The following is a 24,991-nucleotide window of genomic DNA, read 5'->3' on the forward strand; positions in this document are numbered from 1 at the left end:
TTCCACCACATTCGTCTCGCCTACGAGCGCACGGGCCGATCGGCCCGTGCGCTCGTGGCGCTTGTCAGCTAGCTAGGAGGCGGCGGACACCCGCCCCACGACTATGGCCGCTTTCGTCGACCGCGTGACCATCCACGTCGCCGCCGGCAACGGCGGGCACGGCGTGTCCTCCGTTCACCGCGAGAAGTACAAGCCGCTCGGCGGCCCCGACGGGGGCAACGGCGGGGACGGCGGCGACGTCGTCCTCGAGGTGGACCCCAGCGTGCACACGCTGCTGGACTTCCACCACCGCCCGCACCAGAAGGCGGCCAACGGCCGCCCTGGCGCCGGCAGCAACCGGCACGGCGCGCGCGGCGAGGACCGGGTGCTCCGCGTTCCCGAGGGCACGGTCGTGAGCACGCCCGACGGCCGCCAGATCGCCGACCTGGTCGGCGCCGGCACCCGCGTCGTCCTGGCCCACGGCGGCAAGGGCGGGCTGGGCAACGCCGCGCTCGCCAACAACCGCCGCAAGGCTCCCGGCTTCGCGCTGCTGGGCGAGCCGGGCGAGACGTTCGACGCGGTGCTGGAGCTCAAGAGCATCGCCGACGTCGGCCTGGTCGGGTACCCGTCGGCCGGCAAGTCCTCGCTGGTCGCCGCGATGTCGGCCGCCCGGCCCAAGATCGCCGACTACCCGTTCACCACGCTGGTGCCCAACCTGGGCGTCGTCCGCTCCGGCGACACCGTCTACACGATGGCCGACGTGCCGGGGCTGATCCCCGGGGCGTCGGCCGGCAAGGGCCTGGGCCTGCAGTTCCTGCGGCACGTCGAGCGCTGCGCCGTCCTGGTGCACGTCATCGACATGGCCACCATGGAGCCCGGCCGCGACCCCGAGACCGACATCGACGCGCTGGAGCACGAGCTCGCGGAGTACGGCGGCGACGAGCTCGACCTCGTCGGCCGGCTCCGCATCGCCGTGCTGAACAAGATCGACGTCCCCGACGGCCGTGAGCTGGTCGACCTGGTCCGCGGCGCCCTGGAGGCGCGCGGGCTGCAGGTCTTCCCGATCAGCGCCGTCACCGGCGAGGGGCTGCCCGCCTTCGGGTTCGCGCTCGCCGCGGCCGTGGAGGAGCACCGGGCCGCGCTGCCCGCGCCGGCCCCGGTGCGGGTGACGCTCACCCCGCGCGCCGTCGACGACTCCGGCTTCACCGTCGAGCGCGACCCCGACGACGCGGAGGCGTTCGTCGTCCGTGGCGTGAAGCCCGAGCGCTGGGTGCGGCAGACCGACTTCACCAACGACGAGGCCGTCGGCTACCTGGCCGACCGGCTCAACCGGCTCGGTGTCGAGGAGGAGCTGGCGAAGGCCGGTGCCCGCGAGGGCGACGCCGTCACGATCGGCGACGTCACCTTCGACTGGGCGCCGAGTCTGCCCGCCGGCACGCTCACCGTCGAGGAGTCCGCGGGCCTCGGGGGGCGTGGCACCGACACCCGGCTGGAGAGCAACGAGCGGGTCGGGGCGTCCGAGCGGCTGGCGGCCAAGCGGGCCCGCCGGGTGCCCTTCGAGGTCTCCGAGGACGGCTGGACCGACGAGGACCTCGAGGAGCTGGCCGACGACCTGCCCGGTGGGGCCGGCGAGGAACCCCGGTGACCCGCGCCGCCGCCCGCCCCGCGATCGCCGGGGCGGGGCGCGTCGTGGTCAAGGTCGGCTCCTCGTCGCTGACCACCCTGCCCGGCGGTCTGGACGTCGAGCGCCTCACCGCGCTGGTCGAGGCGCTCGCCGCCGTCCGGGCGTCGGGCCGGGAGGTCGTGCTCGTCTCCTCCGGGGCGATCGCCGCGGGGCTGGCGCCGCTCGGCCTGGACGGGCGGCCCCGCGACCTGGCGACCGCGCAGGCCGCGGCGAGCGTCGGGCAGCTGCGCCTGGTGCAGACCTACGCGGACGCGTTCGCCCGGCACGGGATCACCGTCGGCCAGGTGCTGCTCACCGCCGACGACCTGACCCGCCGCAGCCACTACCGCAACGCCCGCCGGACGGTCGACCGGCTGCTCGACCTCGGGGTGCTGCCGATCGTCAACGAGAACGACACGGTGGCCACCGAGGAGATCCGCTTCGGCGACAACGACCGCCTCGCCGCCCTGGTCGCCCACGTCTCGCAGGCCGGCGCCCTGGTGCTGCTCTCCGACGTCGACGGCGTGTACGACGGCGACCCGCGCACCGGGCCGGCGCAGCTGGTCGACACGGTGCGCGACCCCGCGGACCTGGCGTCGGTCACGCTCGGCTCGGCCAGCCGCAACGGCGTCGGCACCGGCGGGATGGCGACCAAGGTCGAGGCGGCGTTCATCGCCGCGCACGCCGGCGTCCCGGTGGTGGTGACCTCCACGCCGCAGGCCGCCGGCGCCCTGGACGGGGAGCGGGTGGGCACGCTGTTCGCGCCGATGGGCAAGCGGCCCAGCGCCCGTCAGTTCTGGCTGCGCTACGCCAGCCGCCCGCGTGGCCGGCTGCTGCTGGACGACGGCGCGGTCGAGGCGCTCCGGGAGCGGCACGCCTCGCTCCTGGCGGCCGGCATCACCGGGGTCGCGGGGGAGTTCCTCGCCGACGACCCGGTGGAGCTGGTCGGGCCGGACGGCGTGGTGGTGGCCCGCGGGCTCGTCGCCTACGACGCCCGCGAGCTGCCCGCGCTGCTCGGCCGCAAGACCGGGGACCTGCCGCCCGAGCACCGCCGCGAGGTGGTGCACCGCGACGAGATGGTGCTGGTCGGACGCCTGCGCTGAGCCGTCCGGCCCGGCTGAGAGACTGCACGGGTGACGATCCGCCCCATCCGCGAGCTCGGCGACCCCGTGCTGCGCACCCCCGCCGACCCGGTCCGCGTCTTCGACGACTGGCTCGCCGCGCTGGTCCGCGACCTGGAGGACACCGTCGACCACCCCGGCCGGGCCGGGGTCGCGGCGACGCAGATCGGGGTGGGCGTGCGCGCGTTCTCCTACAACGTCGACGGCGTCATCGGGCACATGGTGAACCCGGTGATCGTCGAGCGCTCCGAGGAGATCCAGGACGGCGACGAGGGCTGCCTGTCGGTTCCGGGCATCTGGGCGCCGACGGTGCGGGCGATGCGCTGCGTCGCCGAGGGGTTCGACGTGCACGGAGAGCCCCTGCGCCTGGAGGGGGAGGGGCTGATGGCCCGCTGCCTGCAGCACGAGGTCGACCACCTCGACGGCAAGGTGTTCCTGGACCGGCTGACCGGCGACGCCCGGAAGGCTGCCCTGCGGGCGCTGCGCGACCGCTGACGCGTCCTCACCACGTTCGCCGCGAACGCGTGGCGGAGTGCTCCGCGCCCAGTCCGGGGGGCCCGGAGGACCTGGCGCAGGGGTTCGAGGTGGTCGGCCGCTGGGCGCCGCCCCGGGAGAACGCCGGCGGCGGGTACCCGGAGCCGGTGGCCGCGGCCCGGTCGGTGGTCAGGATCGAGGCGCCGGCGACCCCGTACGAGAGCTGACCGACCGTGGGGTGCGGGTCAGCTCCGCGCGGTGGCGCAGGGCCCGCAGGTGCCGAAGACCTCGAGCTCGTGCTGGACGTCGGCGAATCCGTGCTCCGCGGCGACCTTGGCCGCCCAGCGCTCCACCGGCGGGTCGGCGACCTCCACAGTGCGGCCGCAGGAGCGGCACACCAGGTGGTGGTGGTGGACCGGGGAGCAGCGGCGGTAGGCGGCCTCGCCCTCGCCGCTGCGCAGGACGTCGACCAGGCCGTCGTCGACCAGCGCCTGCAGGGCCCGGTAGACCGTCGCCAGACCCACCGAGTCCCCGCGCTCGCGGAGCAGGGCGTGCAGGTCCTGCGCGCTGCGGAAGCCGTCGAGCTCGTCGAGCAGGTCGAGGACGGCGGTGCGCTGGCGGGTCTGCCGGCGAGCGGGTGGCGCGACCTCGGGGTGGCTCACGGGCGGCCTGCCTTTCCCTCCGCCGGCGTGGTCACCGGGTGCTCGCCGTGCTCGTCGTAGTGCACGCCCGACCCGGTCCGGTGCGGCGCGTGCAGGTGGCCGTCGTGGTCGTAGTCCACGTGGTCGCCGTGCGAGACCGCCCGGTGGCCGCAGTCCTCCCCGTGCTCGTGGGGGTGGGCGGCGTGCAGATCGACCCTACGCCGGTGCCGCCGACGGGCCGTGGTGTCCCGGATCGCGACGGCCAGCGTGACGACGAGGAACAGCGCGATGGCCAGCAGCACGATCGTGCCGCCCGACGGCGTGCCCGTGTAGTAGGAGGCGGTGGTGCCGCTGACGCTGACCACCAGGCCGATACCGCAGGCGAGCAGCAGCGCCTGGCGGAAGCTGCCGGCCAGCAGCTGGGCCACCGCGCTGGGGAGGATCATCAGCGCGCTGATCAGCAGCAGCCCGACCACGCGCATCGACAGCACGACCGTCGAGGCGACCAGCGCGGCCAGCACGACGTTCAGCGCGAGCACCGGCAGTCCGACGGCGCGGGCGTACTCCTCGTCGTCGCTCACCGCGTACAGGCGCTGCCCGAGCAGCCACACGACCGAGAGGATGACCACGGTGATGACGCCGAAGGCCACCAGGTCCCCGGCGCTCGTGGTCGTGATCGCCCCGAACAGGTAGGCGTCGAGGTTCGTCGCCTGGCCGGGGGGCGCCAGGCTGAGCAGGACCACTCCGCCGGCGATGCCGCCGTAGAAGAGGACGGCGAGCGCCACGTCGCCGCTGGTGCGTCCGCGCGCGCGGACGAGCTCGATGAGCACCGCCCCGGCGATGGCGGCCACGAGGGCGGCGCCGACCGGCGCGGTGGAGGTGAGGACGCCGATCCCGACGCCGACCAGCGCCACGTGGCCGAGGCCGTCGCCCAGCAGTGACAGCCGGCGCTGCACCAGGAAGATGCCGACCGCGGGCGCGGCCAGCCCCACCATCAGGGAGGCGAGGAGCGCCCGCTGCATGAACTCGTACTGGAGGATCTCCACGTCACAGCTCCCCGTCGTGGGTCCGGACGGGGCGGGACGGCGCCCACGGCTGGTGCTGCCGGTACCCGGTCGACGGCAGCTCGTGGTCGTCACCCGGATGGTGGTGGTGGCCCGCGTCCCCCGCGAGGGGGCCCGCCTCGGCCAGGGGGCCGTCGTAGCGGATGCGGCCGTGGTCGACGACCACCGCGCGGGTCAGGACCCCGGCCAGCGGGCCGGCCTCGTGCGTGACGACCAGCAGCGCGGTGCCGCTCGCCGACACGTCGGCGAGGACCCGGGCGAGGGTGGCCTGGTTGGCGGCGTCGACCCCGGCGGTCGGCTCGTCCATGATCAGCACCTCGGGCTCGGCGGCGAGGGCGCGGGCCACGAGCACGCGGCGCTGCTGGCCACCCGACAGGGAGGCGACGGGGTCGCGCGTCCGGTCGCTGAGCCCCACCGCGGCGATGGCGTCGGCCACGGCCGCGCGGTCGGCGGCCGTCGGGCGGCCGAACAGACCGCGCCGGGCGAGCCGGCCCACGCCGACCACCTCGCGGACGGTGGCCGGGACCGCGCCGCTCACCGTGTGCCGCTGCGGCACGTAGCCGACCCGGCCGCGCTCCCGGAGCCGCCCCACGGGCGCGCCCAGCACGGTCACCTCGCCGCCCAGCACGGCGGCGAGCCCGAGGAGGCCGCGGGCGAGGGTGGTCTTGCCGGACCCGTTGGACCCGAGGACGGCGATCGCCTCGCCGGCCCGCACCGACAGGTCGACGTCCCGGACGACGGGGACGTCGCCGTAGCCGATGCTGGCGCCGCGGAGCCCGACCGCGAGCGCGTGACCGGGCTCCGCCGGGAGCCGTTCGGCGGTGGTCCGGCCGGTCACGAGCAGTTCTGACCCTCCTGGAGGGTGGCCAGGTTGGCGCGCATGACCTCGAGGTAGTCCTCCCCGGCCGACGCGTCGGTGAGGCCCTCGATCGGGTCGAGGACGGCGGTCTCGACGCCCGCCTCGGCGGCCACGGTCTCGGCCACCGCCGGGTCGACCAGGGTCTCGGTGTAGACGGTGGTGATGCCGCGGTCGTCCACCAGCTCGGTGATCTCGGCCAGCTGGGCCGCGCTGGGCTCCTGCGTCGGGCTGAGACCGTTGATGCCGACCACCTCGAGACCGTAGCGCTCGCCGAGATAGCCGAACGCGTCGTGGCTCGTCACCAATGTGTCCACCGCGCAGCCCGAGAGCGCGGCGGCCATCTCCGCGTCGAGGGCCTCGAGGTCGGCGCGCAGCGCGGCGGCGTTGTCCGCGTAGGTGTCCGCGCCGTCCGGGTCCAGCTCGGTGAGCCGGTCGGCGAGGGCGTCGGCGACGTCGGCCAGGCGGGTGGGGTCCAGCCAGAAGTGCGGGTCGACCGTCTCGCCGCCCTCGGCGTGGGCCTCCTCCTCGGCGTGGGCTTCCTCCTCGGCGTGGGCTTCCTCCTCGGCGTGCTGCTCCTCCTCGTGGGCGTGGTCGTGCTCGCCCGCGGTGGTCAGCGAGAGGTCGGCGGCCTGCCCGGCGTCCCAGGCGGCGTCGGCGGCCTCGGAGGCGACCGCCTCGTCCAGGCCCGGCTGGAAGCCCTCCAGGTGGACGACCAGGTCCGCCTCGGAGATCGCGGCGACGTCCCGGGGGGTGAGCTCGAGGTCGTGCGGCTCGGCGCCGGGCGGGGTGGCCGAGGAGACCGACACGCGGTCGCCGCCGACCTGCTCGGCGGCCCACTGCAGCGGGTAGAAGCCGGCTAGCACGGACAGCTCGCCCTCACCCGCTGCGCCGGAGGCCTCGTCGGTCCCCGTGGTGGAGCCGCAACCGGCCAGGAGCAGGCAGGCGGCCGAGCCGAGGACGGCGGCGTTGCGGCGGAGCGAGGAGGTGTGCATGGGAATCATTCTCACACAGGATCCGGTGTGACCGGCGCCCGGTCGCACCGGGGAGCCCGTGCGGACGCGCGCGTATCCTCTCGGTGTGTCCGACGTCTCCGGCCTGCCGCTCATCGGTGCCGCCGCGCTCCGCGCGAAGGCCGCCGCCCGGGTGCTGCGCACCCTGCCGACCGACACCAAGGACGCCGCGCTGGCCGCGATGGCCGATGCGCTGGTCGAGCGCGCCGACGCGATCCTGACCGCCAACGCGGCCGACGTCGCCGCCGCGCGGGCCGACGGCACGCCTGAGGCGATCGTCGACCGGCTGCGGCTGGACGCCGGCCGGACCGCCGGGGTCGCCGACGCGCTGCGCCAGCTGGTCGCCCTGCCCGATCCGGTGGGCGACGTCGTCCGCGGGTCCCGGCTGCCCAACGGGCTGGAGCTCAAGCAGGTCCGCGTGCCGCTCGGCGTCGTCGGGATCGTCTACGAGGCCCGCCCCAACGTCACCGTCGACGCCGCGGGGCTGTGCCTGAAGAGCGGCAACGCGGCCCTGCTGCGCGGCTCGGCCTCGGCGTTCGGCACCAACACCGCGCTGCTCGCCGTCCTCGCCGAGGCGGGGGAGAAGGCGGGCCTGCCGGCCGGCTTCGTCGAGCTCCTCCCGGCCGACCGCGCGTCGGTGGGGGAGCTGCTGAACGCCCGGGGCCTGGTCGACGTCGTCATCCCCCGCGGCGGTGCCTCGCTCATCCAGCGGGTGGTTCGGGAGTCGCGGGTGCCGGTGATCGAGACCGGCGAGGGGAACTGCCACGTGTACGTGGACGCCTCGGCCGACCCGGAGATCGCCGAGGCGGTCGTGCTGAACTCCAAGACCCACCGGGTGAGCGTCTGCAACAGCGCCGAGACGCTGCTCGTGCACCGTGACGTGCCCTTCCTTCCGCGGCTGCTCGCCGCGCTGGCCGACGCCGGCGTCGCGCTCCACGGCGACGACGCGGCGCGCTCGGCCCACGGCGGCGTCGTCCCGGCCACCGACGAGGACTGGGGCACCGAGTACCTGTCGATGGACATGGCGGTGCGCGTGGTCGACGACCTGCCGCAGGCGCTGGACCACATCGCGCGCTGGAGCACCGGCCACACCGAGGCGATCGTTGCCGACTCCGCCCGCGCCATCGCCGAGTTCACCGCCGGGGTGGACGCCGCGGCCGTGCTGGTCAACGCCTCGACCCGGTTCACCGACGGCGGCGAGTTCGGCTTCGGCGCCGAGATCGGCATCTCCACCCAGAAGCTGCACGCCCGGGGCCCGCTCGGCCTGCCCGAGCTGACCTCCACCACCTACGTCGTCACGGGGTCCGGCCACACGCGCTGACCCCGCCCCCAGCACGAGGAGCCGCATGCCCCGCCCGCCGTCCCAGTCCCCGCACTTCTCGTCGGTCGCGGACGTCAGCAAGCGGCTGTCCACCGCGGGGTACCTGCCCGACGCGCAGATCGCGACGACGGTCTTCCTCGCCGACCGCCTCGGCAAGCCGCTGCTCGTCGAGGGGCCGGCGGGCACGGGCAAGACCGAGCTGGCCAAGGCGCTGGCGACGGCGACCGGGTCGGAGCTGATCCGGCTGCAGTGCTACGAGGGCCTGGACGAGGCCCGGGCGCTGTACGAGTGGAACTACAAGAAGCAGCTGCTGCGCATCCAGGCGTCCCAGGCCGAGGGCGGCGCGGACTGGGACACCGTCCACGACGACATCTTCGGCGAGGAGTTCCTGCTCGCCCGCCCGTTGCTCACCGCGATCCGCCGCACCGAGCCGACCGTGCTGCTCATCGACGAGACCGACAAGGCCGACGTCGAGGTGGAGGGCCTGCTGCTCGAGGTGCTCAGCGACTTCCAGGTGACCATCCCCGAGCTGGGCACGGTGACCGCGACCCGCCGGCCGACCGTCGTCCTCACGTCCAACGCCACCCGCGAGCTCTCCGAGGCGCTCAAGCGGCGCTGCCTGTACCTGGCGCTGGACTACCCGAGCGCGGAGCGGGAGCGGGAGATCGTGCTCTCCCGGGTGCCCGACCTCGCATCAGGGCTGGCCGACCAGCTGGTGGCCACCGTCCGGGCGCTCCGCGGGCTGGAGCTGAAGAAGTCGCCGTCGATCTCGGAGACCCTCGACTGGGCGCAGACCCTGCTCGAGCTCGGTCTGGACACCCTCGACGAGCCGGCCATGGCTGCCACGCTGGGCGTCGTGCTGAAGCACGCCAGCGACCAGACCCGGGCCGCGGCCGAGCTGCGGCTGAACTGATGGACGCTGCTCCGCAGGGGATCCGGAGGGAGCCCGGGGGGCTCGCCGGGCACCTGGACGGGTTCGTGCGGGCGGTGCGCGAGGCCGGCATCCCGGTCGGCATCAGCCAGGCCGTCGACGCCGCGGAGATCCTCACCGTCGTCGACCTGCTCGACCGGGAGCAGCTGCGCCACGGGCTGGCCGCCGTGCTGCTCCAGCGCGCGGCCCAGCGGCCGACGTACGACGTGCTCTTCGACCTGTGGTGGCCGCTGGGCGACCGGCCGGCACCGGAGGCCGAGGACGGCGAGGGCGCGGGGGAGCCGGGGGAGTCCACGCTCGACGTGCCGGACGACGCGGCGCTGGCCGAGCTCATGCGTGCCGAGTTGCTGCGATTGCTGCAGGACGGCGATCCCGAGGCGCTGCGCCGGTTCGCGCGGGACGCCGTCGACCAGCTCGGCCAGGGGCAGCCGACGCCCTCGGGGCAGTCCTACTTCAGCTACCGGGTCATGCGGGCGCTCTCGCCGGACACGCTCGTGGCCCAGCTGCTCGCCGGGCTGCTCGGTGGCGGCGACCGCGGTGGGCTGGCCGAGCAGGTGGCGCGGCAGACCGTGCGCGACCGGCTGGCGGCGTTCCGCACCGCGGTCGAGGCCGAGGTGCGGCGGCGGACGGCGGCGGAGAAGGGTCGCGACCGCGTCGCGAAGAACGCCGTGCGCCCGCTGGCCGACCAGGTGGACTTCCTCCGCGCCCAGTCCTCCGATCTGGCGGAGCTGCGGCGCGCGGTCGCCCCGCTGGCCCGCCGGCTCGCCGTCCGGCTCTCGGCGCGCCGGAAGATGGGACGCCAGGGCCGGCTCGACTTCCGCAAGACGGTCCGGGCCTCGCTCGGCACCGGCGGGGTCCCCGTCGTCACCCACCACCGGCCGCGCAAGGTGCACAAGCCCGAGCTGGTCGTGCTCTGCGACGTCAGCGGCTCGGTGGCCGGCTTCAGCCACTTCACCCTGATGCTCACCCAGGCGCTGCGGGAGCACTTCACCGGCGTGCGGGCGTTCGCGTTCGTCGACTCCACCGACGAGGTGACCCGCTTCTTCCGGCCGGGCGTCGACGTCGCCGACGCCATCGCGCGGATCGGCCGGGAGGCGCAGGTGGTCGGCTTCGACGGGCACAGCGACTACGGCACCGCGTTGGACGTGTTCGCCGACCGCTGGGCGTCGGCGGTGGGGCCGAAGACCTCGCTGCTCGTGCTCGGCGACGGGCGGACCAACTACCGGCAGCCGGGCGTCCCGGTGCTGGCGGGCCTGGTGGGCAAGGCCCGGTCGGCGCACTGGCTGAACCCCGAGCCGCGCCGGCTGTGGGGCAGCGGGGACTCTGCCGCGGACCGGTACGGCGAGGTCATCGACATGGTGGAGTGCCGCAACGCCGCCCAGCTGGCCGACTTCGTCACCACGCTCTGACGCGCCGGCAGGCTGAGCCCCGTCGACGTGCGGGCACGTCGAGCTGTCGACGTGTCGACGTGTCGGCCCTCCGGCACTGTCACGAACGGCGTGCACAGCGTGGTTCCCGGCGTGCCGGCCGTAACCGGGAGCCGTCGCGGCCGTTGGTCAGCCCGGTGTCGAGATGTCGACCACCCGCCGGCCGCGCGGTGCGGCCGGACGGCGACCGGCTGCACGGGGGAGCCGGTCGCCCGTGCAGCCGGTCCTCGCGGCGCGGTTCCGCGCGTCCCGGATACGCTCGCGCGGTGGCGGGACGACGAGTCGGCGTGATGGGTGGGACCTTCGACCCCATCCACCACGGGCACCTGGTCGCCGCCAGCGAGGTCGCCGGGCTGTTCGGGCTCGACGAGGTCGTGTTCGTGCCCACCGGCGAGCCGTGGCAGAAGAGCGACCAGGTGGTCAGCCCGGCCGAGGACCGGTACCTCATGACGGTCATCGCGACGGCGTCCAACCCGCGGTTCTCCGTGAGCCGGGTCGACATCGACCGCGGCGGGCCCACCTACACCTTCGACACCCTCACCGATCTGCAGGCCCAGCGCCCGGGGGCCGAGCTCTTCTTCATCACCGGAGCCGACGCCCTGGCGCAGATCATGACCTGGCGCGACGGCGCCCGGTGCTTCGAGCTGGCGCACTTCATCGGGGTGACCCGGCCCGGGTACACGCTGGCCGACAGCCACCTGCCCGAGGGCGGGGTCAGCCTCGTGGAGATCCCCGCGCTGGCGATCAGCTCGAGCGACTGCCGCGACCGGGTGGGCCGCGGGATGCCGGTCTGGTACCTCGTGCCCGACGGCGTCGTGCAGTACATCGAGAAGCGCGGCCTCTACCGGAGCCCCGCGCGGCGCCCGGCCCCAGGGCCGGGCCGCGACGGCCGCCCGGCGGGCGACCGCCCCACCTACGACCGCCCCCCGGCCGGCTCGGGGAACAGCCCCGACAGCGCCGGCGTGCGCACCCCACCCACGACGTCCCACCTCCAGGAGGTGCCCGAATGACCGCCTCGCCCGAGGCCCGGGAGACCGCGCTGCGCGCCGCCCAGGCGGCCGCGGACAAGCTCGCCACCGACGTCACGATCGTCGACGTCAGCGAGCGGCTCGCCATCACCGACGCCTTCGTCCTCGCCTCCGCACCCAACGAGCGGCAGGTCCAGGCGATCGTCGACGAGGTCGAGGAGCGGCTCCGGGAGCACGGCGTGAAGCCGGTCCGCCGCGAGGGCGTCGCCGAGGCGCGCTGGGTGCTGCTGGACTTCGTCGACGTCGTGGTGCACGTGCAGCACGCCGAGGAACGGGCCTACTACGCCCTCGAGCGCCTGTGGAAGGACTGCCCGAGCATCCCCTTCACCGACGCCTCCCTCCCCGCCTCCGCCACCGGCGACGCGGCGGACCCCGGCTCCCCGTCCGTCGCGGAGACGGCCGGCCAGTGACGGCCCCGGCCCTGCCCGAGCTGCCGGTGACCCGCCTGGTCGTCTGGCGGCACGGGCGGACCGGGTGGAACGCGGCCGGGCGGTTCCAGGGGCAGCTCGACCCGCCGCTGGATGCGGTCGGCCGGGCCCAGGCGGCCCACGCCGCGCCGCACCTGGTGGTGGCCGCCGGGCTGACCGGCCGGTCCACCGCGGTGGTGGCCAGCGACCTGGAGCGGGCGGCGGACACCGCGCGGGCCCTGACGTCGGTGCTGGACGTGCCGCTGCGGCTGGACCCCCGGCTGCGCGAGCACGGCATGGGCTCCTGGGAGGGGCTGACCCGCGAGGAGGTCGCCGACCGGTACCCCGAGCAGTACGCGGACTGGCTGGCCGGGCGCCCGGTGCGCGGCCGCGGCGGTGAGGAGGCCCCGGCCGTCGTCGCCCGGGTGCTCGCCGCGCTCGCCGACCTTCCGCCGGCCGAGGTGGCCGTCGTGGTGACCCACGGCGGCACGAGCGGCCGGCTGATCGAGGCGCTGCTGGAGCTCGGCCCCGACCACCGGCGGGTGTTCGGCCCGCTGGGCAACTGCGCGTGGAGCGAACTCGCCCGCCAGAGCGGCCGGTGGCGGCTCCTGCGGCACAACGCGTCGGCCGGCCCGCTCCCGGAGGGCCTGGTCGTCCCCGGAGCGGAGCAGCGCCGCGCCGACCCGGAGCAGGGTGCTCCGGGCGCCGCCGGCGACGGGCCGGCCCAGGACGCCGACGCCGTCGGCTGACCCTCCCCGCTCCGACCGTGCACGCCCCGGTGGAGCGCGGCAGCTAGCCTCGCCGGGTGCCCGTCGCCGTCCTCACCGATTCGACGGCCTACCTGCCGCGAGCGATCGCCGACGAGTACGGCGTCCGGGTCGTCCCGCTCTACGTCGTCCTGGCCGGCCGGTCGGGTCGGGAGGGCGAGGACGTCAGCTCCGAGGACGTCGCGAAGGCCCTGTCGACGCGTGGCCAGCGGGTCTCCACCTCGCGGCCCACGCCCGGGGACTTCGTCGCCGCCTACCGGGCCGCGCTGGAGGCGGGGGCCGACCGGCTGGTCTCGGTCCACCTGTCCGCGGACCTCTCGGGCACCTGGGACGCCGCCCGCGTCGCCGCTTCGCAGGTGGGGGAGCACGTCGTCTCCGTCGTCGACTCCCGCTCGGCCGCGATGGGCACCGGGTTCGCCGTCCTGGACGCCGCCCGGGCGGCCGCGGGTGGCGCCGACCGGGACACGGTGGCGCGGGTGGCGCGGGAGGCCGCGGCGCGCACCCGCACGTTCTTCGTCGTCGACACGCTGGAGCACCTGCGCCGGGGCGGGCGGATCGGCTCCGCGGCCGCCGTCCTCGGTTCGGCGCTGGCGGTCAAGCCGGTGCTGCACGTGGTCGACGGCCGGGTGGTGCCGCTGGAGAAGGTGCGCACCTCGGCGCGGGCGCTGGCCCACCTCGTCCAGCACGTCGTCGAGCACGCGGGGGAGCGCGAGGTGTCGCTCGCCGTGCACCACCTCGCGGCGGCCGAGCGCGCGGACCGGCTCGTCGCCGAGCTGCGGGCGCGGGTGCCCCGGCTGCGCGAGCTGCACGTGAGCGAGCTCGGGGCCGCGATCGGCGCGCACGTCGGGCCTGGAGCGGTCGGGGTGGTCGTCGCCACCGGGCCGGAGCCGTCGGACGACGCTGCCGAGCAGGCGGACGAGAGCGCGGACTGAGCGCGGGCGGGGCTGCACCGGCACAGGATGAGGTGGCCCGCCCGGAACCGGGCTCTGCGCGTCCACAGCCGGCGGTCTCGTCCACAGGTCCGCCGTGACCCGGTGCGGAGGAGGCGCGGCTCCCTAGCGTCGCCGGGGTGCGCCTGCTTGCCCGCCGCGACGACGACGCGGACGTCATCCGTGCCCGGCTCCGCGCCGTCCTGGCCGAGCCCCGCCCGGTCGAGGGCGGCTGGCTGCCCGGGGACGACGACGACCTCGCCTGGCCCGTGGACGACCGGATCACGGTGCCGGTGCACGTCCAGGCCCCCCGGGACCGGCCAGCCCGCGGAGGGCGGCACCGGGCGCCGGGGACGACGTCGCGCTGGGACGCCGGCCGGGCGGGCGGGCGCGCCGTCTGGACCGCTGCCGTGGGCGCGGTCCTGCTCCTGCTCGCCTGGACCTGGGCGGAGCGGCCCCGGGTGGAGCCGGCAGCTGCTCCTGTGCCTTCTCCGGCCGCGACGAGCGGCGCCGCACCGGCCGGGGCCCCGGTGGGCGAGGTGGCCGGGACGTCCCACCCCGTGGTGGTCTCGGTCGTCGGTCAGGTGGCCCGCCCCGGCCTGGTGACGCTGGCCGCCGGGTCGCGGGTCGCCGACGCCGTCGAGGCGGCCGGTGGGCTGCTGCCCGAGGCCGACCCCGCCTCGGTGAACCTCGCCGCACCCCTCGCGGAAGGGCAGCAGATCGCCGTGGGCGTCCCCGGGGCAGCTGCCGGCGGGCCGCCCGCCGCGGCCGGTGCCGGGGGTGCCGGGGGACGCGTGGACCTGAACACCGCGGGCGTTGCCGAGCTCGACGCCCTGCCGGGGATCGGCCCGGTGCTGGCCCAGCGGATCATCGACCACCGGGCCCGCATCGGCTCCTTCCGCAGCGTCGAGGAGCTCGACGAGGTGCCGGGCATCGGGCCGGCCAAGGCCGCGGAGCTCGCCGAGCTGGTGCGGGTGTGAGCGCACCCGCCCTCCGCCCGCGGGTGCTGGACCTGCGGCTCTGGCCGCTCGCGGCCGCGGTGTGGGGCACGGGCCTGGCCGCCCCGCTGCTGCGGTGGCCCGCGCTGGCCGCGCTCACCGGGGCGGCGCTGGTCGCGGCCGCGGTCCTGGTGCGCGGCCGGGGTCCGGCGGGAACGGTCGCCCTCGTCGTCCTGGCCGGCGTCGCCGCCGGCGCAGGCACCGGGGCCGTGCGGGCAGCGGCCCGGGACGCGTCCCCGCTGCGGGCGGCTGCCGAGGCGGGCGGCAGCGTGCAGGTGACCCTCGCGGTGCGCGCCGACCCGCACGTGCTGGCGGCCGGCGCCGGTCCGCCGCGCGTGCTCCTCGAGGCCGACGTGACCACGCTGGCCGGCGGCGGCACCGTGCACCACCTGGACGACGCGGTCCTGGTCTTCGCACCCGCCGAGGGCTGGGCGGGTCTGCTGCCCGGGCAGGAGCTCCGGGCGCGCGCGGGCGTCGCGCTGCCCGAGCCCGGCGACGACGTGGTGGCGGTGCTCTCCGCCCGCGGCCCGCCGGAGCCGGTCGGCGGGCCGGGAGCGGTCCAGCGCGTCGCGGGCGACCTCCGGCAATCCCTGGGTGCCACCTCGGGACGGGTGCTCGACGACCGGGCGGGTGGTCTGCTGCCGGGGCTGGTGGTCGGCGACACCAGCCGGATGGACCCGGTGCTGGACGAGGAGTTCCAGCGGGCCGGCCTGGCCCACCTCACCGCCGTCTCGGGCGCCAACGTGGCGATCGTGATCGCCGGCGTGCTCCGGCCGCTGCGGCGCCGCGCGGTCGACCGGCGGGTCCAGGCGCTGGCGGGCGCGCTCGCGCTGGTCGGGTTCGTGGTGCTGGCCCGGCCGAGCGCGAGCGTGCTCCGGGCGGCCGCCATGGGGGCGGTCACCCTGCTCGCGCTCGCCTCCGGTCGCTCCCGGGCGGCGCTGCCGGCGCTGGGTGCCGCGGTGACCGTGCTCCTCCTGGTCGAGCCCGGGCTCGCGCGCGACCCGGGCTTCACGCTGTCCGTCGTGGCGACCGCGGCCATCGTGCTGCTCGCACCGCCGTGGGCGCGCAGGCTCCGGGAGCGGGGCTGGCCCGCGTGGGCGGCCGATGCCGTCGCGGTGAGCGTGGCCGCCGGGCTCGCGACCGCCCCGGTGATCGCCGGCCTGACCGGCACGGTGAGCCTGGTGTCGGTACCGGCCAACCTGCTCGCGGCGCCGGCCGTGCCACCGGCGACGGTCCTCGGGCTGCTGGCCGCCCCGGCCGGTCTGGTGCTGCCCCGGGTCGGTGACGTGCTGGTCGGGCTCGCCGGGTGGCCGGTGCGCTGGATCGTGCTCGTGGCCGAGCGCGCCGCCGCGGCGCCGGACGCCGTCGCCGGCTGGCCGGCCGGCACGGTCGGGGCGCTGCTGCTCGCCGTCCTCCTGCTGGCCGCCGGCCTCCTGCTGTGGCGCTTCCCCCGGGCGCGGCCGCTCGCACTGGCCGCTCTGCTCGGGCTGGTGGTGGTGGGCTGGCCGCTGCGCCAGCAGCTCGACGGCTGGCCACCGGCCGGCGCGCTGCTGGTGGCGTGCGACGTGGGGCAGGGCGACGGGCTGGTGCTGCCGGTCGGGGGCGGGCGAGGGGTGCTGGTCGACGCCGGCCCGGATCCCGCCGCGATCGACGGCTGCCTCGACCGGCTGGGCATCGACGCGCTGCCCCTGGTGCTCCTCTCGCACCTGGACGCCGACCACGTCGGAGGCCTCGCCGGCGCGTTCGGGGGCCGCACGGTGGGCGTGGTGGCCGGCGGCGCCCTCTCGCCGGTCGACGACCGGGCGCCGGTCGTCGACGGCCTCGTACGGCGCGCCGGCGGCACCCGCGAGGTGCTCGTCCCCGGGGACCGCCGCACCGTGGCCGGTGCGGTCCTGGAGGTCCTCGCACCCGACCCGCGCCGGATCACCGCGGCCGACGACCCCAACGGGCTCTCCCTCGTCGTCCGGCTGACCGTCGCAGGGGTGCGGGTGCTGCTCACCGGCGACATCGGCGCCGACGAGGAGGCCGCGCTGCTGCGCGCCGGCGTGGACCTGCAGGCGGACGTGCTCAAGGTCCCCCACCACGGCAGCGGCGACGCCGACCCGGCGTTCCTGGCGGCCGTCGGGGCCCGCAGCGCGCTCGTCTCCGTCGGCGCCGGCAACGGCTACGGCCATCCGGCGCCGCGGCTGCTCGACTGGCTGGCCGCCGCCGGCACGCGCGTGCACCGCACCGACCGGGAGGGCGACCTCGCGGTGGTCGGCGCGGCCGGGGGCTGGGGGATCGCCGCCCGGGGCGCGGACAGCGGCGGCCAGGCGTCGGCAGCGGTGCCCGCGCCGCCGGCGCCCGGGCTCCCGGACGTGCTCGCGGGGCCCCGGGCGGTCGCCGCGGGCCGTCGGTGGCGCGTGCGACCATGCGGAGGTGCCTGCCACCCCCGTCGAGCCCACGTCGCGCCTGCGGGTGGTGATCGGCGAGGAGGAGCTGCTGCGCTCCCGCGCCGTCGCGGCCGTGCGCCGGGCGGTGCTCGCCCGCCACCCCGACGGCGAGGTGCACGAGCTGGCCGCGACGGGGCTGCCCGTGGGGGAGCTGGCCGACGTGCTGGCGCCGTCCCTGTTCGGCGGTCACCGGCTGGTCGTCGTCACCGGCGTCCAGGAGTCCGCCACCGCGCTGGCCGATGCGCTGGCCGGCTACGCGAAGGTGCCCGACCCCGACCTGACGCTCGTCATCGTCCACAACGGCGGCAAGCGGAACGAGGCGCTGGTCAAGGCGTTCAAGGCCGCCGGCGCCGCGGTGGACGAGTGCCCCAAGGTCTCCTCCGTCGGCGACCGCATCGCCTTCGTCAGGAACGAGGTGCGCCAGCTGGGCGGGCGGATCACCCCCGACGCGGTGACCGCCCTGGTGGACGCCATCGGCGCGGACCTGCGGTCGCTGTCGGCCGCCGCGGCCCAGCTGGTCTCCGACTTCGGCGGCAGCATCGACGCCGAGGACGTCGCCCGGTTCCACCGCGGCCAGGCCGAGGTCACCGGGTTCACCGTGGCCGAGCGCGTGCTGACCGGTGACCGCGCCGGCTCGATCGAGATGCTCCGCTGGGCGCTCGAGCGAGGGGTCGCGCACGTGCTCATCGCCGACGCGATCGCCGACGGCGTGCGCACCGCCGCACGGGTGGCCTCGCTCAGCTCGACGAACCCCGGCGACCTCGCGCGCACGCTGAAGATGCCGCCGTGGAAGGTGAAGAAGGCCCAGGCGCAGGCGCGCGGCTGGAGCATCGAGGGGCTGCAGCTGGCCCTGGGCGTGGCCGCGGATCTGAATGCCGACGTCAAGGGCGCCGCGGCCAGCGCCGACTACGCCCTGGAGCGGGCCATCCGGCGCATCGTCACCATCCGGACGGAGACCGGTCGGGGGCGGGTGCGCGCCGGCCGGTGAGCCGGCACGGGCGTCCGGCGCCGGTCAGCCGCGGGACGTCAGGCGGCTGGCGGGTCCGGACACCACTGCTCGAGGGCCGGCGGCGAAGGCGGGCAAGGACGCGACGAGCCCCCGTCCCGCGAGGGGAGGGGGCTCGTCGTGGAGCGTGCGCGTCCGGCGGGACGCGGGCCGATCAGAGACCGGTGGTGAGCTTCGCCAGACCCGACTTGCGGTTGGCGGCCTGGTTCTTGTGGATGACGCCCTTGCTGGCGGCCTTGTCCAGCTGCTTGGCGGCGGCCTGGTAGGCGGCGGTCGCGGCCGCGGCGTCCCCGGACTCGGCGGCGGTGCGCACCCGCCGGACGGCCGTCTTGAGGGCGGACTTGACCGCGACGTTGCGCTGGCGCGCCTTCTCGTTGGTCTTGATCCGCTTCATCTGGGACTTGATGTTCGCCACGCGTGAGCCTCGGTGTCTCGACAGGAGGGAGTACTTCTGACAGTCGTTCGTGCGTCCGGGCGGCGTGCGCCACAGGACCGGCCTGCAAAGATACCAGCGCCCCCGCGGCCACCCCAACCCGCCGTCCGGCGACGTCCAGCACACCCCGGACGCACCCGGGGACGCGCCCGTCTCCGACCCGGCGCGCGGACGTGGGACGATGGCGGCACTGTGACGACTCCTGCTGCCACCGATCCGGCCCGCATCCGGAACTTCTGCATCATCGCCCACATCGACCACGGCAAGTCGACGCTGGCCGACCGGATGCTGGAAGTCACCGGAATCGTCGAGGGCCGGAAGATGCGCGCCCAGTACCTCGACCGCATGGACATCGAGCGCGAGCGCGGCATCACCATCAAGGCGCAGAACGTCCGCCTGCCGTGGACGCCGCGGACCGGCGAGGACACCAGCACCGAGTTCGTGCTCGACATGATCGACACCCCCGGCCACGTGGACTTCACCTACGAGGTGTCCCGGTCGCTGGCCGCCTGCGAGGGCGCGGTGCTGCTGGTCGACGCGGCGCAGGGCATCGAGGCCCAGACGCTGGCGAACCTGTACCTGGCGCTGGAGAACGACCTCACGATCATCCCGGTCCTCAACAAGATCGACCTGCCGGCCGCCCAGCCGGAGAAGTACGCCGCGGAGATCGCGCACATCATCGGCTGCGACCCCGACGACGTCATGCGGGTCAGCGGCAAGACCGGAGCGGGCGTCCCGGAGCTGCTCGACCGGATCGTCACCGACATCCCCGCTCCGACCGGCGTGGCCGAGGGGCCGGCCCGGGCGATGATCTTCGACTCGGTCTACGACATCTACCGCGGCGTCATCACCTACGTCCGCGTGGTCGACGGCCGCATCTCGGCCCGCGAGAAGATCAAGATGATGTCCACCGGCGCCACGCACGAGCTGCTGGAGATCGGGGTCATCTCGCCCGAGCCCAAGCCGGTGGACTCCCTGGGTGTCGGCGAGGTCGGCTACTTCATCACCGGCGTGAAGGACGTCCGCCAGTCCCGCGTCGGCGACACGGTCACGCTCCAGCACAAGCCCGCGACGGAGTCGATCGGTGGCTACCGCGACCCCCGGCCGATGGTCTACTCCGGGCTCTACCCGATCGACGGCAGCGAGTACCCGCTGCTGCGCGAGGCGCTGGACAAGCTGCTGCTCAACGACGCCGCGCTGGTCTACGAGCCGGAGACCTCGGCGGCCCTGGGCTTCGGCTTCCGCGTCGGCTTCCTCGGCCTGCTCCACCTGGAGATCGTGCGCGAGCGGCTGGAGCGCGAGGCGGGCATCAGCCTGATCTCGACGGCGCCCAACGTCGTCTACCGGGTGATCATGGAGGACGGCACCGAGCACACGGTGACCAACCCCAGCGACTGGCCCGAGGGCAAGATCGACCGCGTCTACGAGCCGGTCGTCAACGCCACCGTCATCGCGCCCAGCGACTACACCGGCGCGATCATGGAGCTCTGCCAGGGCCGCCGGGGGCAGCTCGGGGGGATGGACTACCTGAGCGAGTCCCGGGTCGAGCTGCGCTACACCCTGCCGCTCGGCGAGATCATCTTCGATTTCTTCGACGCGCTGAAGTCGCGCACCCGCGGCTACGCCTCGCTGGACTACCAGGAGGCGGGCGAGCAGGAGTCCTCGCTGGTCAAGGTGGACATCCTGCTGCAGGGCGAGGCCGTCGACGCGTTCAGCGCGATCGTGCACAAGGACAAGGCCTACAGCTACGGCGTGATGATGGCCGGCAAGCTGCGCGAGCTCATCCCGCGGCAGCAGTTCGAGGTGCCCATCCAGGCCGCCGTCGGCTCCCGGGTCATCGCCCGCGAGACCGTCCGCGCCATCCGCAAGGACGTCCTCGCCAAGTGCTACGGCGGTGACATCACCCGCAAGCGGAAGCTGCTGGAGAAGCAGAAGGAGGGCAAGAAGCGGATGAAGATGGTCGGCCGCGTCGAGGTCCCCCAGGAGGCGTTCGTCGCCGCGCTCTCCACCAACGAGTCCACCGCGTCGGCCAAGCCGAAGTGACCGGGCGGGTCGACGCCGTCTGCGTGTCCGGGGCCGACCTGCTGCCGCTGCCCGACCGGAAGCCGAACCGCAGCGGCATCGCCAAGCGGCCGGTGCCGGGGCGGGTCGCCGTCGGGGAACTGGGGCTCGCCGGCGACGTCCAGGTCAACCGCAGGTACCACGGCGGGGACGGCCAGCAGGTCTACGCCTACGCCCAGGAGGACGCCGACTTCTGGATCGCGGAGCTCGGCCGCGAGCTGCCGCCGGGGATGTTCGGCGAGAACCTGCGGACCACCGGGCTGGACCTCACATGCGCCGTCCTGGGCGAGCGGTGGCGGGTCGGGACGGCGCTGCTCGAGGTGACCGCCCCCCGCATCCCGTGCGCCAACTTCGCCCGGTTCTGGGACGAGCGCCAGCTGGTCCGGCGCTTCACCGCGCGGGGCGCCCCGGGCGCCTACCTCCGGGTGATCGAGGCCGGTGAGCTGGGCGCCGGCGACGCCGTCGAGGTGGTCGCGCGGCCGGACCACGGCGTCACCATCGGCCTCGTGTTCCGCGCCTGGACGACGCAGAAGCACCGCCTGCCCGAGACGGCGGCCGCCCTCGACGTGCTGCCGGAGCGCAACCGCGCGAAGGTCGCCGCGAAGATCGCCGCGCGGGCGGCCACCGTCCGCTGACCCGGGCCGCCTCGCCGCACGGTGTCCCGCGCGGGGCCCGGGGCGGCGCCGCGCTAGGGTCCGTCGTCGGTACGCCGGCACGCCCGGTCCACGGAGGGGGCACCATGTCGCTGCGTCGAGGAGCCGTCCCGCTGCTGGCGCTGGCCCTGCTGGCCGGCCCGGGGCTCGCTGCCTGCGGATCCGACGAGCCCGCCGAGTCGGCGGCCGAGCTGCTCGACCGCGCCAAGCGGACGCTCGACGAGGCGGAGAGCGCGCACTTCGTGCTCGACAGCGACGGCGCCCCGGCCTCCGGGACCGTGCTCGTCGGCGGTGAGGGTGACATCGCCCGCCCGGCGTCCTTCGACGGGACCCTGCAGGTGCGGGCGCTCGGGTCCAGCCTGGACCTCCAGGTGGTCTCGGTCGACGGGACCGTGTACGCGCAGCTGCCGTTCACCAGCGGGTTCAGCGTGATCGACCCCGCCCAGTTCGGCATCGGTGACCCGGGTGCGCTGCTCGACCCCGAGACCGGCATCTCCCAACTGCTCGCCGAGGCCGACTCGGCGGAACTGGGGGAGGAACGGCGGGTCGACGGCGTGGTGGTCCGCGAGGTCACCGCCGAGCTGCCCGGCGACCTCGTGCAGGACGTCCTCACCAGCCAGGACCCCAGCCAGCCCGTGCAGGCGCGGTTCTCGGTCGCCACGGAGAGCGGTGAGCTGCGCCGCGCGGAGCTCACCGGCCCGTTCTTCGAGGCCGGCACCGACGCCACCTACCTCCTCGAGCTCAGCGACTTCGGGGCCGATGTCGAGATCAGCGCGCCGCCGACCGGCTGAGCCCGCGGCCGCGCCTCCCCGGCCGCAGCCGGGGATGGCTGCGATCGTCCTCGCCACCCTCGCCGTGCTGGTCACGGCGGCCGACACCTACGTCGTCGTCCTGGCACTCCCCGACATCCTCACGGGGGTCGGGGTGGGGCTGGACGAGCTGCAGCGGGCGACGCCCATCGTGGGTGGGTTCCTCCTCGGCTACACAGCCACCCTGCCGCTGCTCGGCCGGCTGGCCGACCTGCGGGGGCGGGCCCCGGTGCTCATCGGCTGCCTGCTGCTGTTCGCCCTCGGCTCGCTCCTGACGGCGACGGCGACGGCGCTCGGCCCCGCCGTGGCCGGCCGCGGCCTGCAGGGCATCGGCGCCGGTGGCCTGGTGCCGGCCACCCTCGCGCTCGTCGCCGACCGCTGGCCGCCGGAGCGCCGGGCGGTCCCGCTGGGCGTCGTGGGGGCGGTGCAGGAGGCCGGTGCGGTGCTGGGGCCGCTGGCGGGCGCCGCGGTGCTGGCGGTGGCCGACTGGCGGGCCATCTTCTGGCTCAACCTGCTGCTGGGGGTGGCGCTGGCCGCGGGCGTCGTCGTCACCGGCCGGGTCCGCCGCCCCGACCCCGTCGGGCTGGCGCTCGCCGTCCTCGCCGCCTGCGCGCTGGGCCTGCTGCTCGCCGAGCCGCCATGGCTCGCCGAGGACGTCACCCTGGGGTTGCTGTACGTCCCCCTGCTCGACGGAGCGGCGTGGACGGCGCCGCTGCTGCTGGCCACCGTCCTGCTCGTGCTCGCCCTCGTCGTCCGTGGCGTGGTGCGGCCCGCGGGCGCGGTGCTCCCGCTCCGCGGGCTGGGCCGGCTGGCGCGGGAGGTGGACGTCGTCGGCTCCCTGCTGGCGGTGGTGTCGCTGGGCGCCCTGGTGTGGGCCTTCGCCGCCGCCGACCCGGCCCGCGAGGTGGTCGCCCACGGCCGGCTGCTCCTGCCGATCGCCGCCGTCGCCGGTGTGCTCTTCGTGCTGCACGAGCGGCGCGCCCCGCAACCGGTGCTGCCGCTGGCGGCGCTGCGGCCGGTGGGGGCCTGGGGCGCCCTGCTGGTCAACCTCTTCGTGGGGGCCGCCCTGGTCGCCGCGCTCGTCGACGTCCCGCTCTTCGCCCGCGCGACCACGACGCCCGGTGACCAGCTGGGGGCGGCGCTGGTGCTGCTGCGGCTGCTGGTCGCCGTGCCGGTCGGCGCGGTGGCCGGGGGCTGGCTGTGCCGGGTCGTCGCGCCGCGCGTCGTCGCCGGGGCCGGGATGGCGCTGACGGCGGCTGCCTTCACCGCGATGACCGAGTGGGACGAGCGGGCCCTGGACGGCGCCTGGTCGACCGTCGTCCTCGTCGCCGCGGGCCTCGGCTTCGGGCTGGCCATCGCGCCGGTCAACGCGGTGCTGCTCGCGGTCACCCCGCCGCGGGTGCACGGGAGTGCCAGCTCGCTGGCCGTCGTCGCGCGGACCGTCGGGATGCTCGCGGGGCTCTCGCTGCTCACCGCCGTCGCGCTGCGCCGCTTCACCGCCGAGGTGACGGCGATCGGGACCCCGATGGAGCTCTGCCCCACGAGCCCGGCCGACTGCGCGGCCTACGACGCCGCCACCGAGGCCGCGATCCTCACCCAGCTGCACACCGTCTTCGCCGGTGCGGGGATCGCCGCCGCGCTGGCCGCGGTCGCGGCGCTGGTCCTGCTGCGCGGCGGGCCGCTCAGGGGTCCAGGGCCAGCCTGAGGTCCTCGCGCAGGGCCGGCACGTCGACGCCGCGGTCGTGCAGCAGCTTCATCGCCAGACCCTGGCCCTCGCGGATCAGGCCGAGCGCGATGTGCCCGTCGGTGATGGTGCGCGACTTCAGCGCGATGGCCTCGCGCAGCGCCAGCTCCAGGACCTTCTTCGCCCGCGGGCCGAAAGGGACGTGCCCGCCGGTGCGCCTGCCCCGCGGGTCGTCGAGGGCGCCCGGGCCGAACGCCTCCTCGACCCGGTCGCGGACTGCGTCGAGGTCGATGCCCAGGCTGCTCAGCGCGTCGGCGTCGAGGTCACCGGCCGCGACGGTCGTGCGCACCGCGGTGACGGCGACGTCGTGGGTGACGCCGTGGCCGGCCAGCACGCGGGCCGCCGTCGACCCCGGTGCGGCCAGCATGCCCAGGAGCAGGTGCTCGGTGCCGACGCGCCCGTGCCGGAGCGCCCGCGCCTCGGCCTGCGCGCCGACGACGACGTCGCGGGCCTCCTGCGTGAAGCGTTCGAACATCGTCAGTCCCTCCGTCGGAGCGGCCCGCGGCCGCGCGCGTACTTCTTGTGCACCGCCTGCCGGCTGACGCCGAGCTGCTGGGCGATCTGCTCCCAGGTCCACCCCTCGTCGCGGGCGTTGTCGACCTGCAGCGCCTCGAGCCGCTCGACGAGGACCCGCAGCGATCGGACCGCTGTCAGCCCCACCGCCGGGTCCTTGCTGCTGGCAGCCGCCGCCACCTGTGCCGTGTCCGCCATGGCTGTCAACCTAGGTTGCGCCCGCCCCCGGTGTCAATCAGTGTTGACACGTGCGAGGGTGGAGGGGAGCCGTCTCCCGGCTCCCGGACGAGCGGTGCCGTACCCGGTGTGCGACAAGACGGCGCCAGAGGAGGCCACGATGGCGTGGTTGGTGCTGGTGCTGTCCGGGGTGCTGGAGGCGGTGTGGGCGACCGCGCTCGGCCGGTCGGAGGGCTTCACCCGGATCGGCCCGTCGATCCTCTTCGTCGTTGCCCTCCTGCTGAGCATGGCCGGGCTCGCCTACGCGATGCGGGAACTGCCCATCGGCACGTCCTACGCGGTGTGGGTCGGCATCGGCGCCTCGCTCACCGTGGCCTACGCGATGGTGACCGGCACCGAGCCGGTGTCGCCGGCGAAGGTGCTCCTGATCCTGGGCCTCATCGGCTGCGTCGTGGGGCTGAAGGTTCTCCACTGACCGCTGTTCGGCCCGCCGCCGGGATGCGACCGCTCCTCAGGGACCGCTCACTCGTCTAGCTTTTCCCGC

25 protein-coding genes, 1 pseudogene and 1 riboswitch are annotated in these 24,991 nt (G+C 75.7%); of the genes and pseudogenes, 19 read left to right on the plus strand and 7 right to left on the minus strand.

Annotation, left to right across the window (positions count from 1 at the left end; all coding sequences use genetic code 11):
• Nucleotides 1-103: 103 nt before the first annotated feature.
• Genes obgE through ACI794_RS17565 form a run of 4 tightly spaced genes read left to right on the plus strand, consistent with a single transcriptional unit; the run spans nucleotide 104 to nucleotide 3,464 of the window.
• Complete coding sequence (gene obgE, locus ACI794_RS17550; protein WP_456616999.1) at nucleotides 104-1,624, plus strand: GTPase ObgE; 1,521 nt, start codon at nucleotides 104-106, stop codon at nucleotides 1,622-1,624.
• Entirely contained in the window at nucleotides 1,621-2,745 is a 1,125-nt protein-coding gene (gene proB / locus ACI794_RS17555; RefSeq protein WP_456581690.1) for a glutamate 5-kinase, read from the plus strand. The genes obgE and proB overlap by 4 nt, the downstream gene beginning before the upstream one ends.
• A 30-nt stretch (nucleotides 2,746-2,775) precedes the next feature.
• On the plus strand, nucleotides 2,776-3,258 hold the full coding sequence (locus ACI794_RS17560; RefSeq protein ID WP_456581689.1) for a peptide deformylase: 483 nt from the start codon (nucleotides 2,776-2,778) through the stop codon (nucleotides 3,256-3,258).
• Between the two features lie 29 nt (nucleotides 3,259-3,287).
• Nucleotides 3,288-3,464 carry a hypothetical protein gene (locus ACI794_RS17565; RefSeq protein ID WP_456617000.1) on the plus strand — a complete coding sequence of 59 codons (177 nt, stop codon included), beginning with the start codon at nucleotides 3,288-3,290 and terminating at the stop codon, nucleotides 3,462-3,464.
• A gap of 18 nt (nucleotides 3,465-3,482) precedes the next feature.
• Here ACI794_RS17565 and ACI794_RS17570 read toward each other — a convergent pair whose 3' ends face one another.
• From ACI794_RS17570 to ACI794_RS17585, 4 genes are read right to left on the minus strand one after another with little or no spacing between them, the layout of a single operon-like run.
• Entirely contained in the window at nucleotides 3,483-3,899 is a 417-nt protein-coding gene (locus ACI794_RS17570; protein WP_456581686.1) for a Fur family transcriptional regulator, read from the minus strand.
• Entirely contained in the window at nucleotides 3,896-4,924 is a 1,029-nt protein-coding gene (locus ACI794_RS17575; protein WP_456581685.1) for a metal ABC transporter permease, read from the minus strand. Before ACI794_RS17575 ends, ACI794_RS17570 begins: the two co-directional genes overlap by 4 nt.
• Nucleotide 4,925: 1 nt before the next feature.
• Complete coding sequence (locus tag ACI794_RS17580) at nucleotides 4,926-5,780, minus strand: metal ABC transporter ATP-binding protein (RefSeq protein ID WP_456617001.1); 855 nt, start codon at nucleotides 5,778-5,780, stop codon at nucleotides 4,926-4,928.
• Nucleotides 5,777-6,793, minus strand: a complete 1,017-nt coding sequence (locus ACI794_RS17585; RefSeq protein ID WP_456617002.1) for a metal ABC transporter substrate-binding protein — start codon at nucleotides 6,791-6,793, stop codon at nucleotides 5,777-5,779. The genes ACI794_RS17580 and ACI794_RS17585 overlap by 4 nt, the downstream gene beginning before the upstream one ends.
• Before the next feature lie 85 nt (nucleotides 6,794-6,878).
• Here ACI794_RS17585 and ACI794_RS17590 point away from each other — a divergent pair, with 85 nt between their 5' ends.
• From ACI794_RS17590 to holA, 10 genes and pseudogenes are all read left to right on the plus strand, one after another.
• Complete coding sequence (locus ACI794_RS17590; RefSeq protein ID WP_456617003.1) at nucleotides 6,879-8,132, plus strand: glutamate-5-semialdehyde dehydrogenase; 1,254 nt, start codon at nucleotides 6,879-6,881, stop codon at nucleotides 8,130-8,132.
• Nucleotides 8,133-8,157: 25 nt separating this feature from the next.
• Nucleotides 8,158-9,045, plus strand: a complete 888-nt coding sequence (locus ACI794_RS17595; protein ID WP_456601187.1) for an AAA family ATPase — start codon at nucleotides 8,158-8,160, stop codon at nucleotides 9,043-9,045.
• Nucleotides 9,045-10,472, plus strand: a complete 1,428-nt coding sequence (locus tag ACI794_RS17600; protein WP_456601186.1) for a vWA domain-containing protein — start codon at nucleotides 9,045-9,047, stop codon at nucleotides 10,470-10,472. The genes ACI794_RS17595 and ACI794_RS17600 overlap by 1 nt, the downstream gene beginning before the upstream one ends.
• A gap of 284 nt (nucleotides 10,473-10,756) precedes the next feature.
• The gene (gene nadD, locus ACI794_RS17605; protein ID WP_456617004.1) at nucleotides 10,757-11,500 is read left to right on the plus strand and encodes a nicotinate-nucleotide adenylyltransferase; all 744 of its coding nucleotides are present in this window, start codon (nucleotides 10,757-10,759) and stop codon (nucleotides 11,498-11,500) included.
• Nucleotides 11,497-11,928, plus strand: a complete 432-nt coding sequence (rsfS, locus tag ACI794_RS17610) for a ribosome silencing factor (RefSeq protein WP_456581678.1) — start codon at nucleotides 11,497-11,499, stop codon at nucleotides 11,926-11,928. Before nadD ends, rsfS begins: the two co-directional genes overlap by 4 nt.
• Entirely contained in the window at nucleotides 11,925-12,674 is a 750-nt protein-coding gene (locus ACI794_RS17615; RefSeq protein WP_456601184.1) for a histidine phosphatase family protein, read from the plus strand. Before rsfS ends, ACI794_RS17615 begins: the two co-directional genes overlap by 4 nt.
• Before the next feature lie 56 nt (nucleotides 12,675-12,730).
• The gene (locus ACI794_RS17620; RefSeq protein WP_456601183.1) at nucleotides 12,731-13,624 is read left to right on the plus strand and encodes a DegV family protein; all 894 of its coding nucleotides are present in this window, start codon (nucleotides 12,731-12,733) and stop codon (nucleotides 13,622-13,624) included.
• Nucleotides 13,625-13,761: 137 nt separating this feature from the next.
• Entirely contained in the window at nucleotides 13,762-14,601 is an 840-nt protein-coding gene (locus tag ACI794_RS17625; protein WP_456617005.1) for a helix-hairpin-helix domain-containing protein, read from the plus strand.
• A gap of 689 nt (nucleotides 14,602-15,290) precedes the next feature.
• A pseudogene (locus tag ACI794_RS17630) lies at nucleotides 15,291-16,649 on the plus strand (ComEC/Rec2 family competence protein); the annotation flags it as partial.
• Between the two features lie 487 nt (nucleotides 16,650-17,136).
• Nucleotides 17,137-18,039 (plus strand): DNA polymerase III subunit delta, encoded by a 903-nt coding sequence (gene holA, locus ACI794_RS17635; protein WP_456617006.1) that lies wholly within the window; start codon nucleotides 17,137-17,139, stop codon nucleotides 18,037-18,039.
• 172 nt (nucleotides 18,040-18,211) lie between these two features.
• Here holA and rpsT read toward each other — a convergent pair whose 3' ends face one another.
• A complete protein-coding gene (rpsT, locus tag ACI794_RS17640) occupies nucleotides 18,212-18,472 on the minus strand; it encodes a 30S ribosomal protein S20 (RefSeq protein ID WP_091933029.1) in 261 nt (86 codons plus the stop codon).
• Between the two features lie 210 nt (nucleotides 18,473-18,682).
• Here rpsT and lepA point away from each other — a divergent pair, with 210 nt between their 5' ends.
• The 4 genes from lepA (at nucleotide 18,683) to ACI794_RS17660 (ending at nucleotide 23,718) form a co-directional block, all read left to right on the plus strand.
• Nucleotides 18,683-20,533, plus strand: a complete 1,851-nt coding sequence (gene lepA, locus ACI794_RS17645) for a translation elongation factor 4 (RefSeq protein ID WP_456601180.1) — start codon at nucleotides 18,683-18,685, stop codon at nucleotides 20,531-20,533.
• A gap of 23 nt (nucleotides 20,534-20,556) precedes the next feature.
• Nucleotides 20,557-21,186 carry an MOSC domain-containing protein gene (locus ACI794_RS17650; RefSeq protein ID WP_456601179.1) on the plus strand — a complete coding sequence of 210 codons (630 nt, stop codon included), beginning with the start codon at nucleotides 20,557-20,559 and terminating at the stop codon, nucleotides 21,184-21,186.
• Between the two features lie 104 nt (nucleotides 21,187-21,290).
• Nucleotides 21,291-21,995: an LppX_LprAFG lipoprotein gene (locus ACI794_RS17655; protein ID WP_456601178.1), complete on the plus strand. Its 705-nt coding sequence runs from the start codon at nucleotides 21,291-21,293 to the stop codon at nucleotides 21,993-21,995.
• A 34-nt stretch (nucleotides 21,996-22,029) separates the two neighbouring features.
• Nucleotides 22,030-23,718 carry an MFS transporter gene (locus tag ACI794_RS17660; RefSeq protein WP_456617007.1) on the plus strand — a complete coding sequence of 563 codons (1,689 nt, stop codon included), beginning with the start codon at nucleotides 22,030-22,032 and terminating at the stop codon, nucleotides 23,716-23,718.
• Here the strand turns inward: ACI794_RS17660 and ACI794_RS17665 are convergent.
• Both ACI794_RS17665 and ACI794_RS17670 read right to left on the minus strand, forming a co-directional pair.
• Nucleotides 23,696-24,232, minus strand: a complete 537-nt coding sequence (locus tag ACI794_RS17665) for a Clp protease N-terminal domain-containing protein (RefSeq protein WP_456601176.1) — start codon at nucleotides 24,230-24,232, stop codon at nucleotides 23,696-23,698. The two genes, ACI794_RS17660 and ACI794_RS17665, sit on opposite strands and share 23 nt — an antisense overlap.
• Nucleotides 24,233-24,234: 2 nt before the next feature.
• The gene (locus ACI794_RS17670) at nucleotides 24,235-24,468 is read right to left on the minus strand and encodes a helix-turn-helix domain-containing protein (RefSeq protein ID WP_456581668.1); all 234 of its coding nucleotides are present in this window, start codon (nucleotides 24,466-24,468) and stop codon (nucleotides 24,235-24,237) included.
• A gap of 63 nt (nucleotides 24,469-24,531) precedes the next feature.
• Nucleotides 24,532-24,596: riboswitch (guanidine-III (ykkC-III) riboswitch) on the plus strand.
• 11 nt (nucleotides 24,597-24,607) lie between these two features.
• Here ACI794_RS17670 and ACI794_RS17675 point away from each other — a divergent pair.
• Entirely contained in the window at nucleotides 24,608-24,922 is a 315-nt protein-coding gene (locus ACI794_RS17675) for a DMT family transporter (protein ID WP_456601175.1), read from the plus strand.
• The last annotated feature ends 69 nt before the right edge of the window (nucleotides 24,923-24,991 follow it).

This window comes from Blastococcus sp. SYSU DS0541 (assembly GCF_054050875.1).

Excerpts from the sequence above, each read along its gene's own strand:
- ACI794_RS17585 (WP_456617002.1), bottom strand. The coding sequence starts at position 6,793 with ATGCACACCTCCTCGCTCCGCCGCAACGCCGCCGTCCTCGGCTCGGCC.
- obgE (WP_456616999.1), top strand. The coding sequence starts at position 104 with ATGGCCGCTTTCGTCGACCGCGTGACCATCCACGTCGCCGCCGGCAAC.
- ACI794_RS17655 (WP_456601178.1), top strand. The coding sequence starts at position 21,291 with ATGTCGCTGCGTCGAGGAGCCGTCCCGCTGCTGGCGCTGGCCCTGCTG.
- rsfS (WP_456581678.1), top strand. The coding sequence starts at position 11,497 with ATGACCGCCTCGCCCGAGGCCCGGGAGACCGCGCTGCGCGCCGCCCAG.
- ACI794_RS17600 (WP_456601186.1), top strand. The coding sequence starts at position 9,045 with ATGGACGCTGCTCCGCAGGGGATCCGGAGGGAGCCCGGGGGGCTCGCC.
- ACI794_RS17660 (WP_456617007.1), top strand. The coding sequence starts at position 22,030 with ATGGCTGCGATCGTCCTCGCCACCCTCGCCGTGCTGGTCACGGCGGCC.
- ACI794_RS17675 (WP_456601175.1), top strand. The coding sequence starts at position 24,608 with ATGGCGTGGTTGGTGCTGGTGCTGTCCGGGGTGCTGGAGGCGGTGTGG.
- ACI794_RS17665 (WP_456601176.1), bottom strand. The coding sequence starts at position 24,232 with ATGTTCGAACGCTTCACGCAGGAGGCCCGCGACGTCGTCGTCGGCGCG.
- ACI794_RS17670 (WP_456581668.1), bottom strand. The coding sequence starts at position 24,468 with ATGGCGGACACGGCACAGGTGGCGGCGGCTGCCAGCAGCAAGGACCCG.
- ACI794_RS17595 (WP_456601187.1), top strand. The coding sequence starts at position 8,158 with ATGCCCCGCCCGCCGTCCCAGTCCCCGCACTTCTCGTCGGTCGCGGAC.